A 15940-nucleotide genomic window follows, 5' to 3' on the forward strand; every position below is an offset into this window, starting at 1 on the left:
ACCGCAGCGACCGGCGGCCCGGCTCGCCACGGCGGGCGCTGTCAGGCTACTGTTCTTCGCCCCAGGCGAAGCCGTCGCGCGCGATCATCGCGCTGGATGTGCTTGGCCCCCACGTGCCGGCAGCGTAGCTTCGCGGGCGCCCATCCGCACCCCAGCTGTCGAGCAGCGGTTCGACCCAGCGCCAGGCTTCTTCCTGTTCGTCGCGGCGCACGAAGAGATTCAAGCGACCGTCGATCACGTCCAGCAGCAAGCGCTCATAGGCACCCACCCGCTCGGAGCCGAAGCGCTTGTCGAAGTCGAGGTCCAGTTGCACCGGCGCAAGCGACTGCGCGGCGCGGGCGCTGTGGCCATTCGTGCGGGCGCGCTGATCCTGGCCTTGCGCGAGCAGATGCAACTCCAACCCGTCCTTGGGCTGAAGGTTGATCACCAGCTTGTTCGCATTGCCAGCGGGCACACGGAAGATCGCGTGCGGCACGGCGCGGAAGTTGATCTCGATGCGCGCATCGCGCGACGACAGCCGCTTGCCCGTGCGCAGATAGATCGGAACGCCGGCCCAGCGCCAGTTGGCGATCTCGGTGCGAAGCGCGACGAAAGTTTCGGTGCGGCTGTCAGGATCGACACCGGGCTCATCCAGGTAGCCGCCAACCCGTTCTCCGTACGCCGTTCCGGCCGCGTATTGACCGCGCACGGCATGCAGGCCGATCGATTCGGCTGTCCAAGGCTTGAGCGATCGAAGCACCTTGAGCTTTTCGTCTCGGATGGCGTCGGCATGCGCGTTGATCGGCGGCTCCATCGCAAGCGCGCACACCAGCTGCAGCGCATGGTTTTGCACCATGTCACGCAAGGCACCCGTCTGGTCGTAGAAGCTGCCGCGCTTTTCGACGCCGAGGTCCTCGGCGATGGTGATCTGGATGTTGGCCACGTGTTCACGCCGCCAGATGGGCTCGAACAAGGCGTTGCCGAACCGCATCGCGAACAGGTTCTGCACCGACGGCTTGCCGAGGTAGTGGTCGATGCGGAAGATCTGGTTCTCGCTCAGCACTTCCTGCACCGCATCGTTGATGGCCCGGTTCGAGGCCAGGTCATGGCCAAGAGGCTTTTCGAGCACCATGCGGGTGCGAGGGGTGTTCAAGCCCGCAGCCGCAATCTGCTTGACCACTGCGGTGAACAGGTTAGGTGCGGTGGCGAGGTACATCACCACCGTATCCGCCCCGCGTCCGCTGATCATTTCCGCGAGCCGCGCATAGTCTTCGGGACGCGACAGATCCATACGCAGAAAGTAGAGCATCGACGCGAAGGCCTTGAACTCCTCCTCGGTCGGCCGCTTGGCGCCTTCCACGGCCTTGAAGCGGGAGCGGATCAGCTCGCGATAGTCGTCGTCCGACAGCTCGTCACGGGCCACGCCGATGATGCGGCCTCCGTCCGGCAGGCTGCCGTGCCTGAATGCCTGGAAAAGCGCCGGCATGAGCTTTCGCCATGCCAGGTCGCCGGTGCCACCGAAAAGTACGAGATCAAAGCTCATGGGCCGCAGTCACCTGGAAGTTGCTCTTCAGGCGGCCACGAGCCGATTTCGTGCCAGGCCGCTGTTGTTCGGCCCGACTTTAACGGTTGTTCAAGTCATTGAGCGACGCGGATCACACGATCGACATCGAAGCCGAGGCTGCGGGCGTAGTCCAGATGGGCCTGCAACACGGCCTCGTCGAGCCGAGGAGCGCGCGATAGCACCCAGAGGTACTCGCGGTCAGGCGTGCCGACCAGCGAGACTTCGTAGTCGCGATCGAGTTTGAGGATCCAGTAGTCGCCCCAGACGAACGGCAACCAGCCGAGCCAACTCGGGGCGAAGCGCACCTTGAGCCGGCCGGCACCCGGTTGGCCGGAGACCTGAACGGGCCGTGCGATGCCCATCGCCTCGTCCACGCGCCCGTCGTCCCGCACGCAGCGATTGACGACCTGCACCGTGCCATCGGGCATCGGCGTGTATTCGGCGGTGACTGCGCCGGTGCAGTCCTTTTCGAAACGGTTGGGCAGTCGGGCCTGCTCGTGCCACAGGCCGGCATAGCGCTGCAGATCGACGGGCGCCACGGCCTGAAGACCGGCGCGCATCAATGGCGCGCCGTCCGCCGGGCCTGCGGTGGCAGCTTGCGCTCGCACTGCCTTGGCGCCGCCGATGGCTGCAAGCGCCAGCACACCGCCCAGCGCAAAAGCCAGGGCCGTGGTTCCGGCGGAAGGCCCACGCGGGCCGGGGCGCCGGGCAGGCGCGTAGTTGTCTACGTCGGCGCGGTAATGGCGACGAGGTTTCATGAGGATGGCTCCCGAGGTTTCGTTGTGTCGACTCCCACGGTACCCACCGAGGCGCGGCGGCAGCGTCGGACAGGGCGCACACGTGCTGTAGTGAGCCGGCGAGATAATGACCGCATGAACCAGCTCGACGCCCTTCGCCAATGGACCACCGTGGTTGCCGACACCGGCGACTTTCGCCAGCTCGACGCCTTCAAGCCGCAGGATGCGACCACCAATCCGTCGCTGATCCTCAAGGCAGTGCAGAAGAGCGACTATCGCCCTTTGCTCGACGACGTGCTGCGCAAGCACGACGGCCTGCCGATGGACGAAAAGATCGATCGACTGCTGGTGCGCTTCGGCTGCGAGATCCTTTCGATCATTCCCGGCCGCGTGTCGACCGAGGTCGACGCCCGGCTCAGTTTCGATGCTGATGCCACGGTGGCGCGCGCGGAGCGCATCGTCGGCTTGTATCGGGCCGAAGGGATCGACACCGCATCTCGCCTGCTGATCAAGGTGGCGTCGACCTGGGAAGGTATCGAGGCGGCCCGTCGGCTGGAGCAGAAAGGCATCCATACCAACCTGACGCTTCTCTTTTCCTTCTGCCAGGCTGCGGCATGCGGTGATGCCGGGGTCAAGTTGATCTCGCCTTTCGTGGGGCGGATCTACGACTGGTACAAGAAATCTGCCGGTGCAAGCTGGGACGAAGCGGCGAATGCCGGCCCCAACGATCCCGGTGTGAAGTCGGTGCGGCAAATCTACGACTACTACAAGCGCCACGGCATCGAGACCGAAGTGATGGGCGCGAGTTTCCGCAACGTCGGCCAGATCGCCGCCTTGGCGGGCTGCGACCTGCTGACAATCAGCCCGGAGCTGCTCGCCGAGTTGTCGAGCCGTCCGAACAGCGACGCTCCCCTGGTCCGTGCGCTCGACCCGCAGGCCGCGGGCACGCGCGACATCGCGCGCGTCACGCTGGACGAAGCGGCCTTCCGCCTGGCGCTCAACGAAGACGCCATGGCCACCGAGAAGCTGGCCGAGGGCATCCGCGCATTTGCGGCCGATGCGGTCAAGCTCGAAAAGCTGATGACGGAGGCTGCATGACCGTTCGCTGCGACCGAACCCCCGCCTGGCAAGCACTGCAGCAGCACGCCGACAAGGTCGGCCGCGGCTTCGATCTGCGCCAGGCCTTCGCGGCCGATGCCGGTCGCTTCGCCAGCTTCAGTCAGGAGGCGCCGCATGTCTTCGCCGACCTGTCGAAGAACCTCATCGACCAGCGCACGCAGGAGCTGCTGCTGGACCTGGCCCAGCAATGCGGGCTGCAGGCGCGGCGCGACGCCATGTTCGCGGGCGAACACATCAACAGCACCGAAGACCGGGCCGTGATGCACACGCTCCTGCGCGCGCAGGGCGCGGTGCCGCCCGGCAGCAGGAGCGGCGTGGCCGGCGAGCTGGCGAAGGTCCACGAGACGCTCGACGCGATGCTGGAATACGCCGAGACCATCCGCGCCGATCACACGATCACCGATGTGGTCAACATCGGCATCGGCGGCTCCGACCTTGGCCCGCAGATGGTGGTGCTGGCGCTGGCCGAATTCGTGGCGCCGGGCAAGCGCTTTCATTTCGTCTCGAACGTCGACGGCCATGAACTTGCGGGTGTGCTCAAGGGACTGGCCCCGGAGCACACCTTGTTCCTGGTCGCGTCGAAGACGTTCACCACCGCCGAGACGATGGCCAATGCCCGATCCGCGCGACGCTGGTTCGAGCAGTCCGGCGGCAAGGACGTGGCGCGCCACTTCGCGGCGCTGACCACCAATGTGGCGGCGGCGCGCGAATTCGGCATCGAGACCACCTTCGGCTTCTGGGACTGGGTGGGCGGCCGCTATTCGCTGTGGTCGGCGATCGGCCTGCCCATCGCGCTGGCCATCGGCTCGGACGGCTTCCGAAAGCTACTGGCAGGCGCGCATGCGATGGACGAGCACTTTCGCACCGCGCCGCTGGCGAAGAACCTGCCGGTGCGCCTGGGCCTGCTCGATGTCTGGTATCGCAACTTCCTAGGCTTTACCAGCCGCTGCATCGCTCCTTATCACAGCGCGCTGCGCCGGCTGCCCGCCTACTTGCAGCAACTGGAGATGGAAAGCAATGGCAAGCGCGTGGACCTGCAGGGCGCCGCGCTGCCGTTTGGCACGTCGCCCGTGCTGTGGGGCGAGCCGGGCACGAACGGCCAGCATGCCTACTTCCAGATGCTGCACCAGGGCACCGACGTCGTCCCGCTGGAATTCCTCGCGGTGCGCGATGCTGATCACGACTTGTCGGGCCATCATCCGGCGTTGCTGGCCAACGCCTTGGCCCAGGCCCAGGCGCTGATGCAGGGGCGCGCCGATGCAGGCGGACACCGCGACTTCCCGGGCAACCGGCCCAGCACCTTCTTTGTGCTGGAGCGGCTCACGCCCGAATCGCTGGGTGCCTTCATCGCGATGTACGAGCACCGTGTGTTCACCAGCGGCGCTTTGTGGGGGCTCAACAGCTTCGACCAATGGGGCGTGGAACTGGGCAAGGTGCTGGCCAAGGACCTCGAGCCGCGGCTCTCATCGGGCGACGTGACCGGCCTGGACGCCTCCACCGCAGGCCTGTTGGCCCGTCTGAAGCAAGGCTGAACCAGCGGGGGCGGTCGCACTGACCCGGCACGGCGGTTGCATGCCGGCTGGCCATGTCCCCGGCCCTTGCCACCCTTTCCCCCTGCGCCCCCAGCGTCGCGGCCGATCCGCTCTGGCAGCGGCAACTCGGCCTGCTGCTCGAGTCGACCGGGGAGGGCATCTTCGGCATCGACCTTGCAGGCCACTGCATGTTCATCAATCCTGCCGGCGCGCGCATGCTCGGTTGGGAGGCGGATGCAGTGCTCGGCCGCAACATGCACTGGCTGACGCACCATTCGCATGCCGACGGCAGCGCCTACCCGGACAGCGAGTGCCCCATCTTCAACGCCTTCCGGCAGGGTTTGCCTTGCCGCATCGACACGGAGGTGTTCTGGCGGCGCGATGGCAGCGCCTTCGCCGTGGAGTATTCGAGCCACCCGATCCTGGATGGCGAACAGGTGCGTGGCGCCGTCATCACGTTCTTGGACATCACCGAGCGCAAGCGGGCGGAGCAGGCGCTCCAGCGCGCCAAGGACGAATTGGAGCAACGCGTGAACGAGCGCACCCGCGAGCTTTCCGCTGCGCTGGGCCAGTTGCGCGAACTGTCCGCCTATCTCGAATCGGTGCGTGAGGAAGAGCGGACCCGCATCGCCAGAGAGGTCCACGATGAACTGGGCAGTCTGCTGGTCGCACTGCGCATGGACGTCAACTGGCTGGACAAGCGCCTGGGAGAGCAGCAGGCGCGCGAGCCGGGGGAGGCGCAGGCCATGCGCGATCGCATGCGCTGCAAGTGCGGAAACATGAGCCGCTTGATCGAAAGCGCGGTGGACAACGTGGGCCGCATCATCACCGACCTGCGTCCCAGCATCCTTGACCATCAGGGCCTGTGGGCAGCGCTCGAATGGCAGGCGCAGGAATTCGCCCAGGCTGGCGAACTGGCGCTGGATTGGGATGTGCCGGATGCGCCGTTGCCCGAACTGCCCGAGCCGGCGGCGATGGCGGTGTTCCGCATCTTCCAGGAGATGCTGTCGAACATCGGCCGGCATGCGCAGGCTCGGCGGGTTCGGGTGCGCATCGAATGCACGCCGGGGTTGCTGGCCCTGCGCGTGCAGGACGACGGCCGCGGCGCATTGCCGGAGGCCTTCGACGCGCCTGATGCCTACGGCGTGATGGGCATGCGTGAGCGCGCACTGCACCTGGGCGGCACGCTGACCATCGAGAGCCGCCTCGGGCAGGGGTGCGCATTCGACTTGCGGCTGCCAATCGCTGCCCAGGCGGCGGAACGCCCATGAGCGCTCCGATCCGAGTCCTGCTCGCAGACGACCATCGCATCGTGCGCGAGGGCCTCAAGCAGGTGCTGGCCGATGCGCCGGAGATCGAGATCGCCGCCGAGGCCACCAGTGGCGCGGAGGCGCTGGCCGCGGTGCAGGCGTCAGGCGGCCCGCCGGCGCTGCATGTCGTGCTGCTGGACATCGCCATGCCTGAGGGCGACGGGCTGGACGTGCTGCAGGCCCTGCGCAAGGGTTGGCCCATGCTGCCGGTGCTCATGCTCAGCACCTACCCCGAGCGGCAGTACGCCGTGCGCTGCATCCGCCTGGGCGCGGCTGGCTACCTCAACAAGGGCGCGGACCCGGACGACATGATCGCGGCAGTGCGCAAGGTGGCGGCGGGTGGGCGCTACATCACCCCGGCGACGGCCGAACAACTGGCCGGCGCGCTCGACCGGGATCGGGCGCGCGTCGGCCACGAAGCCCTGTCGCACCGCGAGTACCAGGTGTTCCGCCTGCTCACGACGGGGCACAACGTGACCGAGATTGGTGCAAGGCTTCAATTGGCGCCCAATACCGTCAGCACCTACCGCGCCCGCATCCTGGAAAAGACGGGGACGCGAAACGATGTGGAGCTCGCGCTCTACGCCGAGCGGCACGCTCGCGGCGATCCAGCGGCCTGAACTTGTAGGGCTGGCCTTACACGGCGTAGCGCTGCGCGGCGCGATTTCCTGCATCGAGACTTGTGGCGGGCGTTCCTGGCGCGGCGTTTGCGATGAGCGATGCACGTTCATTCGCAAACAGGTGACTGCCCATGACCACTCCGACCGACAAGGCCACGAGCCCAAGCCCGAGCTACGACGCCTACGACGCCGACCGCCCGCTGCTGATGCGTTGCGCCTGTGGCGAGGACCATGCGCCTGACCAGCATGCGCTGTTCACGCCGTCCGCCGGCAAGGAACTTGCCGTGGCCCGCCAGAGCGAGGAAGAGCTTTCGCGTGACTTCGTCGAGGCGACGCTGGTCAAGGCGATCTTTCCGCACGATGGCGTGCGCCGGCGTTTCCTGAAGGCGGTGGGCGCGGGCACGGCACGGGCGGCCATCGCCTCGCTGCTGCCCGTGGGCGCGCTGCAAGCCATGGCGCAAGAGCGCGGTCCGCTGGAAAAGAAGGACCTCAAAATCGGCTTCATCGCCATCACCTGCGCCAGTCCGCTGATCATGGCCGACCCGCTGGGCTTCTATCGCAAGGAAGGGCTGAACGTCCAGCTCAACAAGACGGCAGGCTGGGCGCTGATCCGCGACAAGATGCTCAACAAGGAGTACGACGCGAGCCACTTCCTGTCGCCCATGCCGTTGGCCATCTCGATGGGCATGGGCTCGAACCGGTCGGCGATGAAAGTCGCCAGCATCCAGAACACCAACGGCCAGGCCATCACGCTGCACGTCAAGCACAAGGACAAGCGCGACCCCAAGCAGTGGAAGGGCTTCAAGTTCGCCGTTCCGTTCGAGTACAGCATGCACAACTTCCTGCTGCGCTACTACCTGGCCGAGCATGGCGTGAACCCCGACACCGACGTGCAGATCCGCGTGACGCCACCGCCGGAGATGGTGGCCAACCTGCGCGCCGGCAACATCGATGGCTTTCTGGGGCCGGATCCGTTCAACCAACGCGCCGTGTACGACGAGGTGGGCTTCATCCATATCCTTTCGAAGGAGATCTGGGACGGCCACCCCTGTTGCGCCTTCGGCATGAGCGAAGCGTTCATCCAGCAGAACCCCAACACTTTTGCGGCCCTCTATCGCGCGGTCCTGACGGCCAGCTACATGGCCAATCAGACGAAGGACCGGGCGTTGATCGCCAAGGTGATCTCGCCCACCCAGTACCTCAACCAGCCCGAAACCGTGGTGGCACAGGTGCTCACCGGCAAGTTCGCCGACGGGCTGGGCAACATCCGCGACGTGCCCGATCGCGCAACCTTCGATCCCATGCCCTGGCAGAGCATGGCGGTGTGGATGCTCACGCAGATGAAGCGCTGGGGCTACGTCAAGGGCGAGGTGGACTACCGCACCATCGCGGAGCAGGTGTTCCTGCTGACCGACGCCAAGAAGTACATGTCGCAGGTGGGCTTCCGCCCGCCAGAGGGCGCCTATCGCAAGTTCAAGGTGATGGGCAAGGAGTTCGATCCGGCACGTCCTGACGAGTACTTGAACAGCTTCGCGATCCAGAAGGCCGCCGCGGCATGACGCGAACCCAGTGGCAGGCGACGCTGCTGTCGCTTTGCATTGCCTTGTCGCTGCTGGCGCTGTGGCATGTCGTCACCTTGCCCGAAGCAGGCTCGGGTGCTCCGGCGTCCATGACGCCGGAGCAGCTCGAATACGCCAAGCTGATGGGCAAGGACCCCGGTGCCGAGAAGAGCAGCGGCTTTCCGACGCCGGCGCAGATGGCCGAGGCGGCGTGGCGCCAGTTGTCGAATCCCTTCTACGACAACGGGCCCAACGACAAGGGCATTGCCGTGCAATTGGCCTATTCGCTCGGCCGCGTCGCGCTGGGCTTTCTGCTCGCCTGCGTGGTGGCGGTGCCGCTGGGCTTCCTGATCGGCATGAGTCCGCTTCTGCACAAGGCATTGGATCCGTTCATCCAGGTGCTCAAGCCGATCAGTCCGCTGGCGTGGATGCCGCTGGCGCTCTACACCATCAAGGACAGCTCGGTCTCGGGGGTGTTCGTGATCTTCATCTGCTCGGTCTGGCCCATGCTGCTCAACACGGCTTTCGGCGTGGCATCGGTACGGCGCGAGTGGCTGAACGTGGCGCGCACGCTGGAGGTGACGCCCATGCGCAAGGCACTGCGGGTGATCCTGCCGGCTGCGGCGCCCACCATCCTGACGGGCATGCGCATCAGCATGAGCATCGCCTGGCTGGTGATCGTGGCGGCCGAGATGCTGGTGGGCGGCACCGGTATCGGCTACTTCGTCTGGAACGAGTGGAACAACCTGTCGCTCACGCATGTGATCCTGGCGATCGTGCTGATCGGCGTGGTGGGCATGTTGCTGGACCGCATGTTCGCGTCTTTGCAGAAGCTGGTGACCTATGTGGAGTGAAATGCTCAGCCCCACCTATCCGCCAGCGGCCGTTGCCGCGCCACCACCGGACCTTTCAACACCGCCTTCGGTCGATGCACCGCTGCTGCGCGTGGAAGGGCTGGGCAAGGCCTTCGTGCCGGGGCGCCCGGTATTCGCCGGTGTCGACTTCGCGCTGAATGCGGGCGAGTTCGTCTGCGTGATCGGCCATTCCGGCTGCGGCAAGACGACCATCCTGAACGTGCTGGCCGGCCTGGAGCAGGCCAGCGCCGGCCATGTGCTGATGAGCGGTCGCGAGATCGACAGCCCAGGCCTGGAGCGTGGCGTTGTCTTCCAGGGCCATGCCCTCATGCCCTGGCTGACCGTACGGCGCAACATCGCGTTCGCCGTGGAATCGCGCTGGCCGCAATGGAGCCGTGAGCAGGTCGATGCGCAGGTGCGGCGTTTTGTCGACCTGGTGGGCTTGAGCGCCGCCATCGACAAGAAGCCGGCGCAGCTGTCCGGCGGCATGAAGCAGCGTGTGGGCATCGCACGCGCCTTCTCGATCCAGCCGCGCATGCTGCTGCTCGACGAACCCTTCGGCGCGCTTGACGCGTTGACGCGCGGCACGATCCAGGACGAACTCATGGCCATCGTGCGCGAGACGGCGCAGACGGTCTTCATGATCACGCACGACGTGGACGAAGCCATCCTGCTGGCCGATCGCATCCTGCTCATGAGCAATGGCCACGACGCACCGGATGGGCGATACGTGCCCGGCCGCATTGCCGAAGTCGTGGTCAATCCGCTCCCGCGCGAGCGCACCCGGCGTGGCCTGCACCACCTGGACGGCTACTACGAGCTGCGCAACCACATCGTCGATTTTCTCGTCAGCCGCGCGCTGGGTGCGCCGCCTTCGGCCTGACTTTCTTCAACTCTCTTCCGCCATGCACCATTTCAGAAGGAGCAACTCATGAATCGCAACGACGTCACCGAAAAGATCATCACCGCCAAGGTTGCCAATGGCCTGACCTGGGAATCCATTGCCGCCAAGGTCGGTCAGTCGAAGGAATGGACGACGGCGCTGTGCCTGGGCCAGATGACCGCCACCTCGGAGCAGGCAGCCGTACTCGGCGAGATCTTCGAGCTGACCGGCGAGGAGCAGAAGTGGCTGCAGATCGTGCCCTACAAGGGCTCGCTGCCGACCGCCATTCCGACCGATCCGCTGATCTACCGTTGGTACGAAGTCGTCAACGTCTATGGCACCACCATCAAGGAGCTGATCCACGAGGAGTTCGGCGACGGCATCATGAGCGCCATTGACTTCAAGATGGACATCAGCCGCGAATCCGACCCCAAGGGTGACCGCGTGAACGTCGTTCTTTCGGGCAAGTTCCTGCCCTACAAGACTTTCTAAGCACGAGCAGGTTGCAACGCAAGGTGTACGCCGCGGCGTGTGCCGGCGTACCGAAAACCTCTGCGTCAAAGGTCAAAAACAACGCGTCAGTGAAGAGCGAACTGCGCGCCAGTTCGCGGTGCTAGTCTCCCGAAGGCCGCGGCACGCGGGTGCCGTGGTCTACAAGTACAGGGAGACAAAACATGAGCACACCCACGTGCCAAACTGAGCTCAAGAAGGGCCTGAAGCAACGCCATCTGACCATGATCGCCCTTGGCGGCGTGATCGGAGCCGGCTTGTTCGTCGGCTCGGCGGCGGTCATTCTCAATACCGGCCCCGCCTCGTTTCTCACCTATGCCGTGACCGGCGTGCTCATCGTGCTGGTGATGCGCATGCTGGGTGAAATGGCAACCACGCGACCCACCACCGGTTCATTCGCAGCGTACGCCAGCGACGCGCTGGGCAACTGGGCCGGCTTCTCGGTCGCCTGGCTGTATTGGTACTTCTGGGTCGTGGTCGTCGGCTTCGAGGCGGTGGCGGGCGCGAAGATCCTCACCTACTGGTTGGGCGACGTGCCGCTGTGGCCGCTCGCGTTCGGACTCATGGTGCTGATGGTGGGCAGCAACCTGTTTTCGGTGGGCTCCTTCGGCGAGTTCGAGTTCTGGTTCGCCGGCATCAAGGTCATGGCGATCGTGGTGTTCATCGTGCTGGGCGGGCTCTACGTGTTCGGCCTCTGGCGCGGCCATGCGATGGACTTCAGCGGCTTCCTCGGCAATGGCGGCTTCCTGCCCAAGGGAGGGATGGCCATCTTCAGCAGCATCGTCGTGGTGGTGTTCTCGATGGTCGGCGCCGAGATTGCCACCATTGCGGCGGCTGAATCCGACGACCCGGTCAAGGCCATCACGCACGCGACGCGCTCGGTGGTGATGCGCCTGGGCGTCTTCTACGTCCTGGCGATTCTGCTGCTGACGCTGATCCTGCCGTGGAACTCGTTCGTGCTTGGCGACTCGCCGTTCGTGAGCGCGTTCAAGGTCATGGGCATTCCGGGGGCCGATCACATCATGAATGCCGTCGTGCTCACAGCGGTGCTGTCGTGCCTCAACTCGGGCATCTATACGGCTTCGCGCATGTTGTTCGTGCTGGCCGAACGCAGGCAGGCGCCCGCGAGCTTCACGGCGCTGAGCGCCAAGGGCGTGCCGGTCACGGCCATTCTGGTGTCGAGCGTGGGTGGCTTCGCGTGCGTCGTGGCCGCCTACATCTCGCCAGAAACCGTCTTCATGTTCCTGCTCAACTCCTCGGGCGCCGTGATTCTGTTCGTCTATCTGTTCATCGCCGTCACGCAACTCGTGCTTCGCTTGCGTGAGCCCCAGAAGACGCGCCTCGTGAAGATGTGGCTCTTCCCGTGGCTCACGATGGCCACCATTGCGGCATTGGTGACGCTGCTGGTGCAGATGGGCACCAATCCGGAAACCGCGTCGCAGCTCTACCTGAGCCTGCTGGCGTTCGCGGTGTCGGTGATCATGTATTTCGTGACGAGAGTGATCCAAGGTCGCACGCAGCCGGCGACGTCCTGATCCTTGCGGTTGAATGCAAGAAAAAACCCCGCGGCTTTTGCAAGCCGCGGGGTTTTTTTCTGGATGAACCGGAAGGCTCAGCCGGCGGACATTACATGTCCATGCCGCCCATGCCACCCATGCCGCCCATGCCGCCAGGCATGCCGCCGGCAGGAGCATCTTCCTTCGGAGCCTCGGCCACCATGGCTTCGGTCGTCAGCAGCAGCGAAGCCACGGAAGCGGCGTTCTGCAGGGCAGTGCGGGTCACCTTGGTCGGGTCCAGGATGCCCAGCTCGAGCATGTCGCCGTAGCTGTCGTTGGCAGCGTTGAAGCCGAAGTTGCCCTTGCCTTCCAGCACCTTGTTCACGACGACCGACGGCTCGCCACCGGCGTTGGCCACGATCTCGCGCAGCGGGGCTTCGATGGCCTTCAGGACCAGCTTGATGCCAGCGTCCTGGTCGACGTTGTCGCCCTTGACCCGGTCGCCCACGGCTTGCTTGGCACGCAGCAGCGCAACGCCGCCACCAGCCACAACGCCTTCTTCCACTGCAGCGCGGGTGGCGTGCAGGGCGTCTTCGACGCGAGCCTTCTTTTCCTTCATCTCGACTTCGGTGGCAGCGCCAACCTTGATCACGGCAACACCGCCGGCCAGCTTGGCCACGCGCTCTTGCAGCTTCTCACGGTCGTAGTCGCTGGTCGCTTCTTCGATCTGGATGCGGATCTGCTTGACGCGAGCTTCGATGTCGGCAGCGGCACCAGCGCCGTCGATGACGATGGTGTTTTCCTTGCCCACTTCGATGCGCTTGGCTTGGCCCAGGTCGGCCAGCGTCACCTTCTCGAGCGACAGGCCCACTTCTTCAGCGATGACCTTGCCGCCGGTCAGGATGGCGATGTCTTCCAGCATGGCCTTGCGGCGGTCGCCGAAGCCAGGCGCCTTGACGGCCACGACCTTCAGGATGCCGCGGATGGTGTTGACCACCAGGGTCGCCAGGGCTTCGCCTTCGACTTCCTCGGCGATGATCAGCAGCGGACGGCTGGCCTTGGCCACTTGCTCCAGCGTGGGCAGCAGGTCGCGGATGTTGCTGATCTTCTTGTCGAACAACAGCACGAAGGGGTTGTCCAGCAGGGCAACTTGCTTTTCGGGGCTGTTGATGAAGTAGGGCGACAGGTAGCCGCGGTCGAACTGCATGCCTTCGACGACGTCCAGTTCGCTCTCGAGCGACTTGCCGTCTTCGACGGTGATCACGCCTTCCTTGCCGACCTTGTCCATCGCGTCAGCGATGATCTTGCCGATGGTTTCGTCGCTGTTGGCCGAGATCGAGCCGACTTGCGCGATTTCCTTGCTGGTGGTGGTGGCCTTCGAAGCCTTCTTCAGCTCTTCCACCAGGGCAGCCACGGCCTTGTCGATGCCGCGCTTGAGGTCCATGGGGTTCAGGCCGGCGGCCACGTACTTGCTGCCTTCGCGAACGATGGCTTGTGCCAGCACGGTGGCGGTGGTGGTGCCGTCACCAGCGTTGTCGCTGGTCTTGGAAGCCACTTCCTTCACGAGTTGGGCGCCCATGTTCTGCAGCTTGTCCTTCAGTTCGATTTCCTTGGCGACGGACACGCCGTCCTTGGTCACCGTGGGGGCGCCGAACGAACGCTCCAGCACCACGTTGCGACCCTTCGGGCCCAGCGTGACCTTGACCGCGTTGGCCAGGATGTTCACGCCTTCAACCATGCGTGCGCGGGCATCGCCGCCAAACACTACGTCTTTTGCTGCCATTTTCAGTTAACTCCGAAAAAATTCAATGAATGTTGGACGACGAAGGATTACTTCGCTTCGACGACTGCGAACAGGTCGTCTTCCTTCATGACCAGCAGTTCGTCGCCATCGACCTTGACGGTCTGGCCGCTGTACTTGCCGAACAGGACGCGGTCGCCGACCTTGACGGTCAGTGCGGTCAGGTCGCCCTTGTCGTTCCGCTTGCCCGGGCCGACGGCCAGGACTTCGCCCTGATCGGGCTTCTCGGCGGCATTGTCGGGAATGACGATGCCCGAGGCGGTCTTGGTTTCGCTTTCAATGCGCTTGACGATCACGCGATCGGCCAAAGGACGAAGTTTCAATTGCATCTCCTGGATTTGAAACGGGGTTTTGATTCGTGACCCGCCGACGTGCGGTCGGGTCTGGATCCGACGCGGGGACAGGCTTGTTAGCACTCATCCCCAGCGAGTGCTAATGATAAGGCCTTTTGAGCGCCTTTCAAGAGCCTCCGCAGCGCCGGCGATCCCGAGGATCTGCTGAAAGACGGCCGCGCCTAGCCGACGCCGATGCTTCTTTTCAGGACGTCCTTGGCACGTTTCGCCACGCGCGGCAACCAGAAAGAGGTGGAGCCGCAGCCGTGCGCATGGGTCGGGTAGTGCAATTGCAGCAGCTCGGCCCGCCCTTTTTCGGTGATGGCCAGCACCCGCGCACCGAACTCTGGTGGTTCGTCGAACATGGCAAGGACCAAACCCGCCTGGCGCAGGATCTTGATGGCGTCGAGCTCTTTCTTGGCAGTGAACGACTTGGGCAGTGGTGTGGCAGCAATCTGCCTCAGAAATTCAACGGACATGACGCACTCCTTTCCAAGAATCGGCGGCTGCAACGGTACGTTCCGCTGCGCCGCTCGTTTGTCGACCGGCTTCGACTTGGCGTGTCGGTGGCCGCCTCGTCGATGGCGTCAGCGATCCGCACGACCCTCGCCGGTGTTTCAGGCGAGGTCGTGCCGCGGCGCCAGCTAGTCCGAATTCACGTCGATCGAAATCCGGCGCGGCTGAGCGTGCTGCGCCTTCGGGATGCGCAGCGTCAGCACACCGTTGACCAGTTGGGCGCTGATCTTCTCGGTATCCAGCTCCTTGCTGAGCGTGAAGGACCGATGGAATCGACCGATACCGACTTCGGTGTGCGTGGTCTGCAGGCCCTCAGGCAGGGTCAGGCCCACATCGGCGGCGATGGTCAAGGTGTCGGCCTCGACCTGCAGTTGGAGCTTGTCGCTCGAAACGCCCGGCAAGTCGGCATGCAAGGTGATGCCGGCCGGGTCTTCAGTGACATCGACCGGCGGCGTCAGCGCCGATGGGTCGTAGCGCGGACCTTCTTGAGGTCGGGTCGCAGGCGCGCGTCGCGTGTTCAGGCTTTCGTAGGCGTTCATGGCTGCTCTCCTTAGTTCACGGCGATGCGGCGCGGTTGGGCCGCTGCCTGGCGTTGCACGGTGATGCGAAGAATCCCGTCGCGGTAACGGGCCTGCACGGCGTCTGGATCGGCGTCTTCCGGCAGCGTGACGACGCGGCGGAACGGGCCCTCGAAGCGCTCATGGATGTGGACGACCGTCGCCTTGCTGGCATCGTCCAGGGCAAGCTTGCGCTCGCCGGCGATGGTCAGCAGGTTGCGCTCGAGTTGAACGTCCAGCGTCGCGGGGTCGATTCCGGGCGCGAAGGCATAAATCTCGAACGCGCCCGGCGTACTGCCGACATTCAGTGCCGGGAAGCCCGAGCGGCCGAAGCCGCGGATGGTGGGAGAGAGATCGAAGGCCTGCTGCATTTCGCGCTGCAGGCGATCCATCTCGGCGAACATGTCGCGCGGAAATAAAGATCGGTACATGGCGAAACCTCCGTGAAATAAAGGATGAAGCGCCGGGCCTGTCCCGGCCTTCGGACAGGGATTTAGAGTTGCTCGCGCGACTTTCAAGGGCCCCCATGGCGTCTTTTTTGGGGTCGCCTCCGGCGGGGCTTTCGCTTAAG

The 15940-nt window shown here is 64.8% G+C and carries 16 protein-coding genes; 9 read left to right on the forward strand and 7 right to left on the reverse strand.

The window, feature by feature from the left end; translation table 11 throughout:
* Positions 1-46 precede the first annotated feature (46 nt).
* Positions 47-1522, reverse strand: a complete 1476-nt coding sequence (zwf, locus tag QTH91_RS12730) for a glucose-6-phosphate dehydrogenase (RefSeq protein WP_286660430.1) — start codon at positions 1520-1522, stop codon at positions 47-49.
* A gap of 95 nt (positions 1523-1617) precedes the next feature.
* Positions 1618-2301, reverse strand: coding sequence for a lipocalin family protein (locus QTH91_RS12735; protein WP_286660431.1), 684 nt, complete (start codon positions 2299-2301; stop codon positions 1618-1620).
* Positions 2302-2415: 114 nt separating this feature from the next.
* Between QTH91_RS12735 and tal the strand changes: the two genes are divergently transcribed.
* The 9 genes from tal (at position 2416) to QTH91_RS12780 (ending at position 12202) form a co-directional block, all read left to right on the forward strand.
* The gene (gene tal, locus QTH91_RS12740) at positions 2416-3378 is read left to right on the forward strand and encodes a transaldolase (protein ID WP_286660432.1); all 963 of its coding nucleotides are present in this window, start codon (positions 2416-2418) and stop codon (positions 3376-3378) included.
* Positions 3375-4931, forward strand: a complete 1557-nt coding sequence (gene pgi / locus QTH91_RS12745) for a glucose-6-phosphate isomerase (protein WP_286660433.1) — start codon at positions 3375-3377, stop codon at positions 4929-4931. The genes tal and pgi overlap by 4 nt, the downstream gene beginning before the upstream one ends.
* A gap of 53 nt (positions 4932-4984) precedes the next feature.
* On the forward strand, positions 4985-6202 hold the full coding sequence (locus QTH91_RS12750) for a PAS domain-containing sensor histidine kinase (RefSeq protein WP_286660434.1): 1218 nt from the start codon (positions 4985-4987) through the stop codon (positions 6200-6202).
* Positions 6199-6861, forward strand: coding sequence for a response regulator (locus QTH91_RS12755; RefSeq protein WP_286660435.1), 663 nt, complete (start codon positions 6199-6201; stop codon positions 6859-6861). The genes QTH91_RS12750 and QTH91_RS12755 overlap by 4 nt, the downstream gene beginning before the upstream one ends.
* A 131-nt stretch (positions 6862-6992) precedes the next feature.
* Entirely contained in the window at positions 6993-8420 is a 1428-nt protein-coding gene (locus QTH91_RS12760; protein WP_286660436.1) for a CmpA/NrtA family ABC transporter substrate-binding protein, read from the forward strand.
* Positions 8417-9274, forward strand: a complete 858-nt coding sequence (gene ntrB, locus QTH91_RS12765) for a nitrate ABC transporter permease (RefSeq protein ID WP_286660437.1) — start codon at positions 8417-8419, stop codon at positions 9272-9274. Before QTH91_RS12760 ends, ntrB begins: the two co-directional genes overlap by 4 nt.
* Before the next feature lies 1 nt (position 9275).
* Entirely contained in the window at positions 9276-10157 is an 882-nt protein-coding gene (locus QTH91_RS12770) for an ABC transporter ATP-binding protein (RefSeq protein WP_286660438.1), read from the forward strand.
* A 48-nt stretch (positions 10158-10205) separates the two neighbouring features.
* Positions 10206-10649 carry a cyanase gene (gene cynS / locus QTH91_RS12775; protein ID WP_286660439.1) on the forward strand — a complete coding sequence of 148 codons (444 nt, stop codon included), beginning with the start codon at positions 10206-10208 and terminating at the stop codon, positions 10647-10649.
* 182 nt (positions 10650-10831) lie between these two features.
* Positions 10832-12202, forward strand: a complete 1371-nt coding sequence (locus QTH91_RS12780) for an amino acid permease (protein WP_286660440.1) — start codon at positions 10832-10834, stop codon at positions 12200-12202.
* Between the two features lie 91 nt (positions 12203-12293).
* Here the strand turns inward: QTH91_RS12780 and groL are convergent, their stop codons facing one another.
* From groL to QTH91_RS12805, 5 genes are all read right to left on the reverse strand, one after another.
* On the reverse strand, positions 12294-13946 hold the full coding sequence (gene groL, locus QTH91_RS12785) for a chaperonin GroEL (RefSeq protein ID WP_286660441.1): 1653 nt from the start codon (positions 13944-13946) through the stop codon (positions 12294-12296).
* Positions 13947-13993: 47 nt separating this feature from the next.
* Positions 13994-14287 carry a co-chaperone GroES gene (groES, locus tag QTH91_RS12790; RefSeq protein ID WP_286660442.1) on the reverse strand — a complete coding sequence of 98 codons (294 nt, stop codon included), beginning with the start codon at positions 14285-14287 and terminating at the stop codon, positions 13994-13996.
* 191 nt (positions 14288-14478) lie between these two features.
* The gene (locus QTH91_RS12795; RefSeq protein ID WP_286660443.1) at positions 14479-14775 is read right to left on the reverse strand and encodes a hypothetical protein; all 297 of its coding nucleotides are present in this window, start codon (positions 14773-14775) and stop codon (positions 14479-14481) included.
* Positions 14776-14940: 165 nt separating this feature from the next.
* The gene (locus QTH91_RS12800) at positions 14941-15351 is read right to left on the reverse strand and encodes an Hsp20/alpha crystallin family protein (protein ID WP_286660444.1); all 411 of its coding nucleotides are present in this window, start codon (positions 15349-15351) and stop codon (positions 14941-14943) included.
* An 11-nt stretch (positions 15352-15362) separates the two neighbouring features.
* Positions 15363-15800, reverse strand: coding sequence for an Hsp20/alpha crystallin family protein (locus QTH91_RS12805; RefSeq protein WP_286660445.1), 438 nt, complete (start codon positions 15798-15800; stop codon positions 15363-15365).
* Between the last annotated feature and the right edge of the window lie 140 nt (positions 15801-15940).

It is taken from the genome of Variovorax dokdonensis (assembly GCF_030316895.1).
Lineage (GTDB): Bacteria > Pseudomonadota > Gammaproteobacteria > Burkholderiales > Burkholderiaceae_C > Variovorax > Variovorax dokdonensis.